Here is a 15,408-nt window from a genome sequence, read left to right as displayed (position 1 = left end):
AAGTGAGCCTCAGGCGCTAGCCGTGGGCCGGCACCACAATCAGCCACAGGCCCACGGCTAGCGCCTGAGGCTCACTGGAGTCCACCAGCTTCGCCGGCAGTAGGGACATAAACTTCCGCAAACCCAAAATGCCACAACGCCAAATTTTGAGCAGTTCAGGCTAAAGCCTTGACACCCAACAAACTCTCGTCGAACCGACTTCCCTTGAACAATCCCACCTCTGTCGCTCCCGTCGCCTTGATCACCGGTATCACCGGACAAGACGGCTCTTACCTCACAGAACTGCTGCTCGACAAAGGGTACATCGTTCACGGGATCGTTCGCCGTAGCAGCACCACGGCGCGAAACCGGCTGGATAAATTGTTCTACGATGGTGACGTCCACGAAAAGCGTTTGTTCCTGCATTACGCCGACCTCGACGATTCAACGACGATTCGACGGATTCTGATCAGCAGCCGCCCCGACGAGCTGTATCACTTGGCAGGTCAAAGCCACGTGGGAGCCAGTTTCGAGATTCCCGAAACGACTTGCCGCTTCACCGCAATGGGCACGCTGAAACTGCTTGAGATCATCAGAGACCTGGACAAACAGCCGAAACTGCTGCACATCAGTAGCAGCGAAATCTTTGGACGTCCCGACACGTCCCCCCAAAACGAATCCACACCGATGCGTCCAGTCACTCCCTACGGTGTGGCGAAAACATTCGCAACGCAGATGGTCACGCTTTACCGAAACTCGTTCGATTTATTCGCGTGCAACGCAATCTGCTACAACCACGAATCACCACGTCGCGGCGAGTCGTTTGTCACCCGCAAGATCACGCGTGCCGCTGCAGCGATCTCGCAAGGCAAGCAGGACTCACTCTCGCTCGGTTCACTCGATGGCCGACGAGACTGGGGTTTCGCACCTGACTACGTCGAAGCCATGTGGCGAATGCTGCAACAACCCGATGCGGATGATTTTGTCCTAGCAACCGGTAAAGATCACAGTGTCCGCGATTTCCTCGACGCTGCGTTTCAAACCGTGGGGCTGGACTGGGAAAAGTACGTGCAGCAGGACGCGCGATACATGCGACGCAGCGAAGGTGCTCAGCTCGTGGGCGATCCGAGCAAAGCCGCTGCGAACTTGGACTGGACGGCGACGACTCAATTGCCCGAGTTGGCAAAGATCATGGTCCAAGCCGACTTGGACGCACTGAAATAGTTCACCACCATTACGCCCTCTAGAATTCAACTCGGCCAGTGGACCCTCTGGCTCGCAGGTGTGATCTTCATTTGGATCACACCACTTGCCGCCAGCGATTTTGGCGGCGTATTGCAATGGACTCAACACATGATGGCCGTTGCGATCATGATCGCGTTCGCCATCGCCCTGGTCGGCAACACACTCAGTTGGAACACCTTATCCGCCAGCCGTATCAACCATCGTACGCATGCCGTCGTGATCTTAATGCTACTGTTGGCTGGCTACGCATGGATACAGACCGTCAGCCTATCGGCCGAAACCGTTCACTGGCTCAGCCCCGCCAGCCACGACGCCTATTTGACCTGGGCCGCGCCGCTGATGGAGGCAAACCAACGCCCCAGCGAGTTTCCCATTTCGATCGCTCCACTGGACACGCAACATACGCTGGCGATGTTGGTCATCGCCTGCTTGGCCGCCGCCGCAGCACCGGTCGTCTACGGAACAAGAGAACGGATCGCGTTCCTGCTGGCATCGATCGCCCTCGGTGGCGCCATCACCGCGGTCATCGGGATCACTCGCAAGCTGGTGCCATCGTTCCAAATGTGGAGCTTTACCAGTGGCGGAGAAGGAGCACCGTTTGGAACGTTCCTGAATCGAAACAACGCAGCCTTGACCATGAACTTGGCCTTGGCAAGCTGTCTTGGGCTACTGACCTGGCGACTTCGCAGCATGTCCGACGTCAACGATCCGGACGCTCCCGCACGACGCAAGAGAATCACCTTTTCAAAACTTCAGGAAACCTTCGGAAACCCTCTTTCGCTGATGGCCATCGCATGCGGACTGATCTGCCTGCTGGGAGTCGCACTGTGTGGTTCGCGCGGCGGAATCCTGTCCCTGCTGGTCTCAGGGATTGCCAGTGTGGCGATGGTCCGCTCGGGTCGTGCCATCGCGATCGTCCTGATCGCGGTCGTGATCGTCGGCGGCGGATGTGTGCTGTTGGCCCTGCCATCAGAGCTCAGCAACACGCCCCTGGATCAACTCGAATCCTCACTGAACAACAATGCCGATCGACTCACCAACGATGGACGTCTGGCGCACTGGCCCGATGGGTTTCGAACGTTCCTCGGTTTTCTGCCGATGGGCAGTGGACTGGCAACCTACAGCTACGCCTACCTCCCCTTTCAACAAACCAGTTCGTGGCGTTGGCACCACCACGCCGACAACCTGTGGCTGGAAATGCTGGTGGAACTCGGCGTCGGCGGATTGCTGATCTGGACAGCGTTCTGGATGGTCATGGTTTGGAGCCTCGTGCGGCTGAGCAAATCGTACGATCCGATCGACGAAGCCATGCGGTTGACCGGTTGGTACTGCGTGCTGCTGTTGTTGATCAGCCAGTTCTTTGACTTCGGTTTGATCATCCCGTCCAATTTGATCATCGTCTGCCTGCTGATTCCCGTCATCGTTTCTCGTGCAGCAAGCGTGATCGTTCGTTCAGACCGCACCAAACCGCAGCAATCAACCGAATCAGAAAAAGCAAGCTCAGGAAAGAAAAAACTCCAACTGCTCAAATCCGGCTCAGGCCGTCTGTCGATGTCCCGCTGGAGCGACTTGATTTTTCCGACCATGCTGGCCGCCAGCCTATTGGGCTTGGGAGTCATCGCAGCGGGACGCCTGAAACAAGATGCCATCAACGAGTATCTCGTTCGCGACGCAAAGATCCATCTTCGTAGCCTGCGAGGAGACCTTCCCGAGTTGATCCAGCGAGCAGATGTACTCGCAGCGCGAGTTGTTCAACATCCAACCGCTGACCTGCAAGACATCGTGTCAAGGTATCGGTTTCAACAAGGCCGATTGAATGAAATCGGTTTAGCCAGCGCCGGAAATCTAAGCGATGTCTCGCAACTTTCCTTCAACACAGCACGCACCGTACGCCGTTTGGCCTGGAGAGCAAGTTCAGAAAAGATTCCACTGGCTGCGACAAAGACTAACCAAAAACTACTGCCTCTGCCGGTCGATGAAGAACAACGATCCGCAGCGAGTCCCTATGGACAAGCATTGCAGTTTTCCCGAGACATTCTGAAAACCAGGCCACTCGCGATTCAGCCGCGAAACAATTTGGTTTACCTGGAGTTCGTCCACCAAACACCAGGACTGACCGAGCAAGCGATACAGCAAGCACAATCGTTGTACCGAAACGACCCGTCGGTTCTGTTCCAATTTGCACGATACAGCGCGGACAACAAAGACTACGGCAACGCATTGTCGATGTACCAGCGAGTGATCCACCTCAGACCCGAGATGTCCGATCGTGTGCTCAACTCAGCCAACTCGTTTCCCCATTTCCCCACCGACTCACTCACCCCATCGTCGCTCGATCCTTCCAATCGATAGCGTTCCCAGCCCGAGCGACTTTCCAAAGCCTCTCCCCATCGTCGCTCGATTTTCCAAATCGATAGTGTCGCCCATTCTGGGCGACTTTCCAAAGCCTCATACCACCGTCGTATGCTTCGCAACCGCCTAAAATTTCTGTTCGTCGTCGGCGCACGACCAAACTTCATGAAAGTCGCACCGATCATGCGGGCGGTGGATGCATGTGATCCGGCGATCAAACAAGTTCTCGTTCACACCGGACAGCACTACGACCCGATGATGTCGGACGTCTTCTTTGACGAGTTGCGACTGCCCAAACCGGATGAGCACCTAGGAATCTCCGGCGGCACCCAAGCTCAACAGACCGCTAGGATCATGCTGGCATTCGAGCCCGTTCTGATGAATCACCAACCCGACTGGTTAATCGTCGTCGGTGATGTCACGTCCACTCTCGCGTGTGCCTTGACGGCAGCAAAGCTGGAGATTCCGATCGCGCATGTGGAAGCCGGTTTGAGATCGGGGGACCGTAGCATGCCAGAGGAAATCAATCGCATTGTCGTTGATTCGATCGCTGATCTGCTGCTCACACCATCCAGCGACGCCGACACGAATCTAATCAACGAGTCCGTTCCGCGAAACAAAATCAAATGTGTAGGCAACGTGATGATCGACTCCCTGGTCGAATCGTTGCCCATCCTCAGCGAGCAAACGATTGTCCGCGACCTGGGACTGACAGCAGAAGAGTATGTCCTGGCAACGTTACACCGACCCGGCAACGTCGACGACCCTAGTATGCTGGGCGAGTTGATCGATGCACTCGGACAGATCGCAGCGGACATTCCCGTCGTGTTCCCTGTGCACCCGCGTACCCGTCGTCGATTGAACGAACTGGGAATCGTCCCTGATCCCAAGATTCAAATGCTTGAGCCAAGGGGCTACTTTGAGTTCATGGCCTTGGTTCAATCTGCTGCCACCGTCATCACGGACTCCGGCGGCATCCAAGAAGAAACCACGTACCTTGGCGTCCCCTGTCTCACCGTTCGCCCGAACACAGAACGCCCGATCACGATTACCGAAGGCACGAATCGTCTGGTGAAACCCGGTCGCGAAAGCTTGCTCGATGCTTGGCAAGACTTGCAGGCCACCCCACCGCAAAAACAATGTCCTGCCCTCTGGGACGGCCAAGCCTCCCAAAGAATTGCCCAAGCACTGTTGAAAGCCTCCCCGATTCGAGTGAAGTAGAAGTTAGTAGTTAGCTGTCAGGAGTCAGTAGGCAGTTGCTCCACCAGTGCCGCCCCCACAAACTCCGTCGTCTTCCCTTCCTGCCTCCTGCCAACTCTAAATCTTGCGTCTCCTCGTCAACACTCTTTCGATCGGCTCCATGAGCGGAAATCATGTCGTGTACGGCTTTCTGCGCCCGTACAGCGAGTCAATCTTGCCCGAACATGAGTTGGAGATTCTGCATTATGAATCCAACCCACCTCCAGACGATATTCTGCAGCAGGGCGCGGTGTCGGTTCCACTTTCGGACCACTACCGAAATTGGGCCAAAAGGACTCTCTGGGAAACAACGAAATTTCCGTCTCTGGTTCGCGAGCGAAAATCAGATGTTGTTTTGACGGTATCGGGAGCCCTGATCCCTCGATGTCCGGTCCCTCAAGCCGTCTTGTGCCAGAATCCGTGGTGTTACCGTCCGATCGTTCATCGGAACTGGAAAGAGCGACTGAAGGCGAGGCTGCAACGTGTGGGCTACAGCAAAGCGTTTCAGCATGCTGGCTTGATGCTTTACATTTCCGACCACTTACGCAGCCTGTACGCGGCGGACAATCAAGGACGCAAAGAATGTCCACACGAGATCGCTTACGTGGGTCTCAACGAAGACACATTTGAAGCAGCACGAGAGCACGCCGACTTGTCTCGTGATCCCTATTCCATCCTTTCCGTCTCGGCGATGGCCGCGTGGAAGGGCGCCCACACGCTCGTCGATGCAGTCGCGATCCTGCGTAAACGAGACATCCCCGCAACACTGCGTTTGGTCGGCCCATGGCCCGACAGCGATTACGAGCAGCGTATCCGAAATCAAGTCAACTCTCTTAAACTGGCCGACGCTGTCGAGATCTTGGGTCGCGTCAGCGATGAAGAACTACATCGTCAGTACGCAATCAATCAGGTATACGCATTGCCAAGTCACTGCGAGTCGTATGGCATCCCGGCGGCCGAAGCCATGGCGTTTGGAACGCCGATCGTCAGCACCAACTGTTGCGCGATCGCCGAGATCTGCCAACCAGCGGGCCTCTTCGGCCCCGTTGAAGACCCGCAATGGACCGCCGACGCCCTCCAAGAGCTCCTGACCAATCAAACCAATTGGCAAACCCTCAGCGAAGCCGCCAAGACAAGAGCCGCAACGCTGACGTGGCAAGAATGCGTCAAACCATTCTCCAAAATTGAGCGGTTGGCAACTGGCAGTTAGCAAAACCGAACACATCTCCCCTCGCCCCGCGTGCAGGAAGAACGGCCAACCAAGCCCCAACAACCAACAACCCGAATGTCTCTCGCTCCGTCAACCAATCCCGAAACCTCCACTCAATCACTGGGCAATGATTGCGCCGATGACGACTGGGACTTGGTCATCCGACCGAAGCGTCACCTATTGGATGTCGATCTCGCGGAATTGTGGCGGTATCGTGACCTGTTGTTCATGTTCATCAAGCGGGACATCGTCACCGTCTACAAGCAGACAATCTTGGGACCGATCTGGTTCTTCGTTCAGCCCGTCATGACGATGTTGGTTTACGTCGTTGTCTTTGGGAACATCGCCAAGATCAGCACGGACGAGATACCAGCACCATTGTTCTACCTGGCGGGAATCACGCTCTGGAATTATTTCTCGGACAGCTTCAACAAGACGTCCACCACCTTTGTCAGCAACGCCAACGTGTTCGGCAAGGTCTACTTTCCACGTCTGATCGTTCCGCTATCGATTGTCGTGAGCAACGTGATCAAATTTGGAATCCAGTTTGGTTTGTTCTTGCTCGTCTGGGCGTGGTATCTCGCCTCCACGGATCTGATCCATCCGAATGCTTGGATGCTGTCGACCCTTTACTGTGTGCTGCTGATGGCAGGTTTGGGATTAGGATTTGGAGTCATCTTCAGCTCATTGACAACGAAGTACCGCGACCTGACGTTTCTGCTGGCATTCGGTGTCCAGCTTGCCATGTACGCCACTCCGATCATTTATCCCATGAGCACGCTGAGTGAGCGATTTCAGAGAATCCTTTGGTGGAATCCGATCGCGCATATCATCGAAGCGTTCAAGTATGGTTTTCTCGGTTCGGGTCAAGCATCCGTCGGTGGCTTGCTGTACACCACGCTCTTTACGTTGACTGTGCTCACCGTCGGAGTCCTGTTGTTCAACCGAACCGAGCAAACGTTTATGGATACGGTGTAGCGGAAGAGCCACTCGTCGTAGTTCATTATCAAATACCAGAAAACTAGCGTGAACGCAGCGATCAAAATCGAGAACGTCTCTAAACTCTACCGACTTGGCCAAGTCGGAACGGGGACGCTGTCGCATGATTTGAATCGCTGGTGGCATACGATCCGAGGCAAAGACGACCCCTATGCCAAAGTCGGTCAAGTCAACGACCGGACAAAGTCAACAGCGAAGAACCAAGAACCAGGAACTAAGAACGAAACAACTCCCGACTACGTCTGGGCATTGCGTGATATCAGTGTGGACGTCGCCCAAGGCGAGATCCTTGGCATCATTGGCCGCAACGGGGCTGGTAAAAGCACGCTGTTGAAACTGCTCAGCCGAGTCACTGCACCGACAGAAGGATGCATTAAGACCAAGGGGCGAATCGCGAGCTTGCTGGAGGTGGGGACAGGATTTCACCCCGAACTCACTGGCCGTGAGAATGTCTATCTCAACGGTGCTATTCTGGGAATGAAGCGTCATGAGATCACGGGGCAACTGGATTCCATCGTTGACTTCAGTGGTTGTGCCAAATACCTCGATACGCCGACCAAGCGATACAGCAGCGGGATGATGGTCCGGCTGGGGTTTGCCGTCGCGGCGCATTTGCAATGCGAAATTCTGATCGTCGACGAAGTCTTGGCAGTGGGTGACGTGGAGTTTCAGAGACAGTGCCTGGGACGGATGAAATCGGTCGCTCAGTCCGGTAAAACGGTCTTGTTTGTTAGTCACAATCTCGCCTCCATCCGCAGTCTGACCGAACGGTGCGTGGTGCTGTCCAAAGGAGGCGTCGCCTTTGACGGTTCAACCGACCAGGCGGTTTCGCGATACATCAAAGAAAACCTGGTGACCGATGAGTCACCCGTCAGCATTGCAAATGCCCCTCGTCCCTTTGGTGGATTGGATCGTCACCTTGAGTTCGTTGATTTGAAACTGCAAGGACTTAGCGAAGACCGATCATTGAGCACAGATCAACCCTTTGTTTTGGATGCAACCATTCGAGCGAACGAAGAGGCTGGGCCATTTATCCTGGGACTAACGATCTATGCGGAAGACAAGACGCCGATCGGAAGTGCCTTCACAACCCCGGTCGCCGCTCCAGCCGTAGGTTCGACAGCCACGACCCAATTCCAAGCCCAGTTTCCACTCGGCCCTGGTCAATACCACTGCGCCGTATCGATTTCAGAAGCGCGTTCGGAAGGCAAGAGGCTTCACGATTCGCTGGCCGACGTCCTACCATTCTCCATCACGCTCTCCGCCACCGACCTCCGAGGCTGGAACTCTGCATGGGGAGCCATACAGCTGCCGAATCTTCAGGATTTGAAGCTTGGCGTTGGCTAATCTCACGAGTGCCGATGTGACCTCGAATCAGGACAACATCGATTTGAAAATGACTTTGGAGCCACTGGAATTCGTCATAGCAGCAGATTCTAACGCATAATCTCGTGGGCGACCAATTGATCATGATCGAGGATTTGCAGACCGAGGTGTATGTGTTCTTCAGCACGATTTGTACAACCGGCCATCGCTGGCAGCTTTCGGTACGGCGAATTGCGACGCTTCCAAACTCGCGCTTCTATCTATGCTCACTGTGAATGCCGCGTTGTCTTCGTTCTGTCCATTCTGCGGTCAACGCGATTGCATTGATCTTGGACCCTGCCGAACACCTGTCGAATGCACCGCAAAGGGTTTTCCAGCGATCGTCAAGGAAATCGCCGATCGATTGAGAGACAGCCGTCTCTTTCGGTGTCCACACTGTGCGTTAACATTTCGTGATCCACAAGTCGGGCTTTCAGATCTTGACTCGCTCTATCGCGAGTTGCCGGAGTCCATGTGGAAGTATGATGTCGAGAAAGTCGGCTCCTGGGTCGCGGCCAGAAAGCGATTGCTTGATGTCTACAGCGAAGACGATCCTATCAAAATCATGGACGTTGGTGCTCATCAAGGGGATTTTCTGAAAGCATTGCCGGCTGCCTGGATCAAACACGCGATTGAGCCCTCGTACGACGCACGGGAAAAGTTGAAACGGAACGGAATCGAGCACCGAGCAGATTTCTTGAACGCTACGACAGCGCAAGAATTGCAACATGAATTCGACGTCATCACTTTGTTCGACGTTTTTGAACACCTACCCTCCCTTAGCACATCTCTCGACGAGCTGATGACAATGCTCAAGCCCGATGGACGTCTTTATATCTCAACCGGGAATGCCGATCACTGGACGTGGCGACTACTTCGGGGACACCATTGGTACCTTCACTCGGCACAACATCTATCCTTTGGCGGAGTCGCATTTTTCCGCAAGGTTTGCAACGACCGTGGCTGGAATCTTGATGCACTGATTCACCACTCTCATCAAGTTTCGAGCGGTACAGAACGCTTCCACCAATCAATCAAACATCTGTACTATTGGGCGAGGAGTTTGCAGAACCCGGTTGCTGGTTTTGTGGCAAGGACCATGTGTCATGTCCCAGGTCTGAAGTACTTGCGGCATGAAATTGCTGTACCACATGGTACGAGTCTCGCCGATCACATTCTTGTTGTGCTTCGCCCGTCGAGGAAATGTAGGTAAACAGTGCTCAGACCACTCAAGAACTTAACGTTATCGCTTCTCCGCAAATGCGGATGGGAACTGTCACGCAGAGTTTCGGTCGAAGAAAGGCGGAAACTCGAGTACGAGAAGCAACTGATATCCTGCTGGCGGTGTCTGCAAATCTACAACGCCGACCTGATTCTTGACGTCGGTGCCAATGAAGGTCAGTTCGCAATGCTGGCAAGGCAGCTGATGCCCGAAACACCGATCGTATCTTTCGAGCCTCTTGAGTCGTGCTACACAGAATTGAAAAGCAACCAGGATAACCTTAAACCGTTTGAAGCGTTTCATACAGCGCTCGGTGATTCACCATCCACCACATTCATCAATCGCTGTGCAAGCACGCCAAGTTCATCACTGCTCGAAATGGGCGAACTACACAAACAAGAATTGCCACACACGGCGTCGGCAGAACAAGAACAGATTACCGTCAGCGTCCTCGACAACATCGTGGCCGAGCGAGATTGGAAAGGCCAATACATTCTCAAGATAGATGTTCAAGGTTACGAGGAACAAGTACTACTAGGCGCTAAAAACACCCTAGCTCGCACCCTGGCAGTCGTTGTTGAGATCAGTGCGAAACCACTGTACCTGGGCGAACCAGGGTTCGATAAAATCTACTCTTTGATGAAATCTCATGGATTTGAGTACGCGGGTAATATTGATCAATGGAGAAGTCAAAAAGATGGAAGAATCCTGCAATTCGATTGTCTTTTTGAGAACACAGAACTGATGCTTGGCAGGAGCCAAAACTAGCACCGATGCTCACCACAACGATCATTTCAAGCGTCGAACCCGAAGACGCAAATGTGGGATGCGTTCTGCTGCGAGAAATGGCCGACTGCGTTCCGCCGGGAATGCTCAATACGGTTGGCTTGTTAAAAACTGGAGCAACACTGGCGTCAAAAGAGGAAACTCAAAAAAACATCTTTTGTGTCCCGAATGAAAGGGGAGCTCTGGAGATCCAATGGTGGCGTCGAGCCCAACGCATTCTCAAGCGAATGAAGAACTATGAACCGGCGATTCGCGATTCCGCGCGAAACGTCTTTGCTCACGTTGAGCAGATTCGTTCAGAACAATTGTGGTGCATCCTGAATTCGACTGCGGCGATCGACGTCGCATGGCACTTGAGTGCCCAGATACAGATTCCTTTGCTGATTCAAGTTTGGGACGACCCGATGTACCTGTTGATGCAACGTTCGCTCGATCGACTCACGAGAGATCGAACAATGCGACGTTTCCATCAACTGCTGGGACGGGCAGATCGCGTGGCGGTCATAGGTGAATCGATGCTGGAGGCCTACCGACCATACACGCAGGGTGAGCCGATCATCGTTCGTCACGGATTGGCTGACCAGTGCCATCCTCGCTCAGATGTTCCAGAGCCAACAGAGTTTCGGATTGGATTCTGTGGCGGCATGTATTCTCATTCGGCCTGGAGAGCGTTCCTTGCAGCGCTGGACCATGTCGATTGGCGACTGGCCGATCGTGACGTGGTACTGGTGATCGCGGGTGGTGAAATCTCCCTCCGTGCATCAAAGCCGGCCAAAGCCATATTCTATGGCTGGCGAAGTTTGACGGAAGTGCATTCGTTGATGAGCGAGTGCGATCTGCTCTACATGCCGCAGGCATTCGAGGGCGTCATGCGGCCGATGACGACTCTTTCGTTTCCGACCAAGTTCAGCACTTACGTGGCAACGGGTAGGCCGGTCTTTGTACACACGCCAACATACGGGTCGCTAACAACGTTCTATTCAGAGCATGAACTCGGGCGAGTTGCCAACACATTGGAGCCAACGAAATTATCGGAGGTACTCTTGGAAATGACGACAAATCCGGGCGAGTTGAAACGAATGGCTGAGTCAAGCGCCCATGTAAGCCAGAACGTTCTCACGCGGTCTCGGTTTGTTGAATCGGTTCGGCGATTCACCGGGTGCGACCAATGATTGATGACGCAAGTTCCCAGCGGCGACGATTGCTGATAACCAGAATCGATCTGAAGCAACCTGATGCAACGTAAAATCCTAATCCTTTACTATTCCTCACACACCGTTTGCGGTATCGGGACGTGGTTGGAACTGTTGGCACCCGAACTAGAGGCCAATGGGTGGGAAGTGACGATCGGCTTGGCTTGGGGGCGAGAGTTTCATGATCCGGCAAAGATCGAAGCTTGCCGGCCCGGATTTCGCACGGTGTGGATGGACGGACGAACCGGAACGGAAGAGGGGCGGGTCTTGGCCATCTGCCGCGCGATCAAGCAGGTCGATCCAGAAATCGTCATTCTGAACTGTCTCGATTCCGCATTTGAAGCGATCCAACGAGTCCGCAATGAGGGACGCGACTTACGGCTGGTGGTGACGAACCACGGGAATTTCTCGCATCAAGCAGCGGCTTTGCTGAGCCATCGTGATGAAATCGACTTGGCCGTCTGTATCGGTCGACAAAGTATGGCGGTAATGGGAATGCCGCCGTGGGGATTCGACGCCGAACGACTGGTTCATTTGCCCAACGCGGTTCAAGGCACGGCGAACGAGAACGAGTCGCACGGCTCCGCGCTCCGCGTCGGATTCGCAGGCCGACTGGATTCGGAAGGCAGAAAGCGAGTTCGCGACACCATCCCATTCTTTCAGCGTCTGCACGAGTTATCGCCATCGGCAGAACTTTGGATTGCCGGGGATGGCAACATCAGTCACGAGATCAAGGAATTTGCGAATCAATTTCCTGAGCACGTCCGGTGCTTTGGACGATTGTCACGGGAGCAACTTTATCGGGACTTCTTTCCTCATTTGGATGTGTTTGTCAACTTCTCGTCTAACGAAGCGTTCTGCCTATCGATCGCCGAAGCGATGGCGCACGGTGTTGTGCCGGTGACATCCGAATTCTTTGGACTTCACGACGAAGGACTCGTTCTGCCCAAGGTGAATGCACTTACGTTCCCAGTGGGAGACGTCGAGCAAGCTGCCATCTTGGTTGCGGGGCTGTTGAACGACTCGGTCGAACGTGAACGAATGGGCGATAATGCTCGACGACACATCAACGAAAATTTTTCGCCGCACGCCTCCGGCCTGCGTTGGAGTAAAGCCCTAGAGGAATGCTGGGCACGACCTTCAATCACGTCCGGAACGAGTTTTCAGACTCCTAGGCGGAGAGGAAAGTTCGGCATCCCTGAATCTTGGCTGGAGCGATACCGGCGACTCAGGCACCGATATTTCCCGCACCAATCCGGTGGAGAAGAATGGCCTCACTATCGCTGCAGAAATAGTGATCTGTTGGAGAACGTCTCCAACGCGATGGGAATCTCAATCGCCCCCGATGCCATTCCCCATTTTCCGCAGCTGCCATCAACGAGTGTTGAGAATGCTCATTTGGATCAGAAATCGCATCAATGAACCAGTCAGTCAGCGCTAGCTGTCGAGGCGTGAAGCCTGCCTCCCACCGGTGCATCAACATGCTGCACATTCCCAGGAGTTGCAAATGAGAATTGTACGCGATTTGGCAAAGCGACTTCCGGGGATTCGTAATCTGGTCCGGGATCGCGACCGTTTACTGCAGGAACTGGCGACCTGGAAAGTGAGGCAGTCGTACCCTCCGGGACATTATTATTCGCCCGTACCGAGTGCGAATGACGTCGCTGGAATCGGCCGTAAGTCTGGCAGAGAACAGCTTTCAGAACTCCCGGGCATAGCACTCAACTGGGATGCTCAAGAAGCATTGATCACAAAACTCGCGGCGTATTACTCAGAGATCCCGTTCGGCGAAACAAAAGAGCAGCGCGGCGAACATCGATACTATTTTGACAACGGATTTTACTGCTACGCCGACGGAATCCTGCTCTACTCTCTGCTGCGCCATCTCAAACCGGCGAAGCTGATCGAGATCGGTTCGGGATTCTCGTCCTGCCTGACGCTTGATGTCAACGAACTGTTCCTCAACGGAACACTTCATTGCACCTTTATCGAGCCGTATCCAGAGCGATTGCACGATAACATGCGTCCCACCGACGCAGGGTCGGCTAAGGTCATGGTTCAAAAGGTCCAAGACGTTCCGCTTTCGACCTTTGATGAACTCAACGAATCTGACATTCTATTCATCGACTCCTCGCATGTCGGTAAGGCTTCCAGCGACGTCAACTTCCTCTTTTTCGAAGTGTTGCCGCGATTGAAGCCGGGCGTTTGGATTCACATTCACGATGTTTTTTATCCATTCGAGTACCCCGAAGAATGGATTTTGGCCGGTCGATCCTGGAACGAAGCGTACATGTTGAGATGCCTGCTGATGCACAGCAGTGGATTTGAAATCAACCTTTGGGGCGACGCTCTCTGCACTCATCGCCCAGACTTGATGCGATCGTTGATGCCAATGTGTTTCAAGAACACCGGTGCCGGGATATGGCTTCGACGCGTTGGCAAGTGATGATGGCGGGCAATGCAAAAATACTGTTCGTCGCGCCTTCAGCGTATACGCTTGGCGGACTGTCCACCTGGTTAGATTATCTGCTGCCCGGTCTGAACGCGGAGGGGTGGGATGTCACACTCGGCCTTGTGGCAGGTCCCCGCCATCACCAACCGGACCGTTACTTGCACGTTCATCCGTTCAAAAAAACGGTGTCAATCGACTGTCCGGATTCGACACCAGCGGGTCGCATAAGGTCCCTCCGTCGAACGATCCAGCATTTGGCTCCGAACGTCGTGTTGTCGGTCAACATACCTGACGCAATCCGCGCTGCGGCAATGGAGCGATGCCGCGGCAGAGACACCCGAGCCGTCATGACGTGCCACGGAATCCAGGAGGATCTGTTCGCGGACATGAAGCGGCTGCGTGACGAACTGGATGCCGTGGTCTGCACCAACAGATTGGCGTGCCGACTGGCGACTGAGTTGGGCGAAGTTCCGGAGGACCGAGTTTTCCACTGCGCATACGGGACTCATGTGCCGCCACTGCTTCCACAACGATCACCAAACCCGGTGTTCACGATCGGATATTCGGGGCGTCTGGAACAGCCTCAAAAACGAATCCACGACCTCATTGAGATCGCCATCAGACTCCGCCGCGCTGGCCGAGTCTTTCGCTTTCTGGTTGCAGGAACGGGGCCCGAACAAGAGATGTTCCTGAGTCGTGTCGAGCAATGCGATCTCTCTGCTCATTTTGAGTTTCTGGGATTTCTTCAACCGACAGAACTCAATGATAAACTTTACCTCGTCTGCGACGCATTGATTGTAACCTCAAGCTGGGAAACTGGACCGATTGTTATCTGGGAAAGCATGGCAGCGGGTACACCCGTGATTTCTTCTCGCTACACCGGTAGCGGACTTGAAGGACTGCTCCACCATAAGCAGAACTGTATGCTGTTTGACGTTGCGAACGTGGACGCCGCCGCTGAACAAATCATTGCCATTGAAGATCAACTCCGATTGCGTGATCAGATCCGTCAGAATGCATTCCAAACCGTCACGGAGAAGCTCTCTTGTGAAGTATCGGTTGCGAACTGGAGTCGAATCCTGAATGCCCTCATCCAGATGACGCCGAAGATTGGCGAGATCCACTGTCAACTGCCTCCCTCGGGAAGACTTGATCCGATCGTCGGTCATCGCATCGCAGGCTTTGTAAGAAAGATGGTTAGACATCAACCCCCGGACAACGGCCCTGGAGGCGAGTGGCCGCACACCCTGTCTGGATCGAAAACCTCGCATGAAGCGTTCCTGGTTTTGGCAGGCGAACGTGATCACGGAGAGTCTCCACGAAAATGAGCATGCGGAAAACTTCAATCATTTTGCAACCTTCTCCG

The 15,408-nt window shown here is 54.2% G+C and carries 12 protein-coding genes; all 12 read left to right on the top strand.

Features of this window, described 5'->3' with window-relative positions; all coding sequences use genetic code 11:
• Window positions 1-204 precede the first annotated feature (204 nt).
• On the top strand, window positions 205-1,203 hold the full coding sequence (locus tag Pla52nx_RS16990) for a GDP-mannose 4,6-dehydratase (RefSeq protein ID WP_146519136.1): 999 nt from the start codon (window positions 205-207) through the stop codon (window positions 1,201-1,203).
• 60 nt (window positions 1,204-1,263) lie between these two features.
• The gene (locus Pla52nx_RS16985) at window positions 1,264-3,576 is read left to right on the top strand and encodes an O-antigen ligase family protein (RefSeq protein ID WP_146519135.1); all 2,313 of its coding nucleotides are present in this window, start codon (window positions 1,264-1,266) and stop codon (window positions 3,574-3,576) included.
• A 111-nt stretch (window positions 3,577-3,687) separates the two neighbouring features.
• On the top strand, window positions 3,688-4,797 hold the full coding sequence (wecB, locus tag Pla52nx_RS16980; protein WP_146519134.1) for a non-hydrolyzing UDP-N-acetylglucosamine 2-epimerase: 1,110 nt from the start codon (window positions 3,688-3,690) through the stop codon (window positions 4,795-4,797).
• A 139-nt stretch (window positions 4,798-4,936) separates the two neighbouring features.
• On the top strand, window positions 4,937-6,025 hold the full coding sequence (locus Pla52nx_RS16975; protein ID WP_146519133.1) for a glycosyltransferase family 4 protein: 1,089 nt from the start codon (window positions 4,937-4,939) through the stop codon (window positions 6,023-6,025).
• Window positions 6,026-6,100: 75 nt separating this feature from the next.
• Window positions 6,101-7,003, top strand: coding sequence for an ABC transporter permease (locus tag Pla52nx_RS16970; protein WP_146519132.1), 903 nt, complete (start codon window positions 6,101-6,103; stop codon window positions 7,001-7,003).
• A gap of 48 nt (window positions 7,004-7,051) precedes the next feature.
• Window positions 7,052-8,371 (top strand): polysaccharide ABC transporter ATP-binding protein, encoded by a 1,320-nt coding sequence (locus Pla52nx_RS16965; protein ID WP_146519131.1) that lies wholly within the window; start codon window positions 7,052-7,054, stop codon window positions 8,369-8,371.
• Between the two features lie 241 nt (window positions 8,372-8,612).
• On the top strand, window positions 8,613-9,602 hold the full coding sequence (locus Pla52nx_RS16960; protein WP_146519130.1) for a class I SAM-dependent methyltransferase: 990 nt from the start codon (window positions 8,613-8,615) through the stop codon (window positions 9,600-9,602).
• A gap of 3 nt (window positions 9,603-9,605) precedes the next feature.
• Window positions 9,606-10,379, top strand: coding sequence for an FkbM family methyltransferase (locus Pla52nx_RS16955; RefSeq protein WP_146519129.1), 774 nt, complete (start codon window positions 9,606-9,608; stop codon window positions 10,377-10,379).
• A gap of 5 nt (window positions 10,380-10,384) precedes the next feature.
• Window positions 10,385-11,569, top strand: coding sequence for a glycosyltransferase (locus tag Pla52nx_RS16950; RefSeq protein ID WP_146519128.1), 1,185 nt, complete (start codon window positions 10,385-10,387; stop codon window positions 11,567-11,569).
• Between the two features lie 63 nt (window positions 11,570-11,632).
• Window positions 11,633-13,012 (top strand): glycosyltransferase family 4 protein, encoded by a 1,380-nt coding sequence (locus Pla52nx_RS16945; RefSeq protein WP_146519127.1) that lies wholly within the window; start codon window positions 11,633-11,635, stop codon window positions 13,010-13,012.
• 85 nt (window positions 13,013-13,097) lie between these two features.
• The gene (locus tag Pla52nx_RS16940; protein ID WP_146519126.1) at window positions 13,098-14,036 is read left to right on the top strand and encodes a class I SAM-dependent methyltransferase; all 939 of its coding nucleotides are present in this window, start codon (window positions 13,098-13,100) and stop codon (window positions 14,034-14,036) included.
• Window positions 14,012-15,370, top strand: a complete 1,359-nt coding sequence (locus Pla52nx_RS16935) for a glycosyltransferase family 4 protein (protein ID WP_146519125.1) — start codon at window positions 14,012-14,014, stop codon at window positions 15,368-15,370. The genes Pla52nx_RS16940 and Pla52nx_RS16935 overlap by 25 nt, the downstream gene beginning before the upstream one ends.
• Window positions 15,371-15,408 lie beyond the last annotated feature (38 nt).

It is taken from the genome of Stieleria varia, assembly GCF_038443385.1.
Taxonomy (GTDB): Bacteria; Planctomycetota; Planctomycetia; order Pirellulales; family Pirellulaceae; genus Stieleria; species Stieleria varia.
The sequence above is the reverse complement of the archived record's forward strand: the minus strand, read 5'-3'. Positions and strand labels throughout refer to the sequence as shown.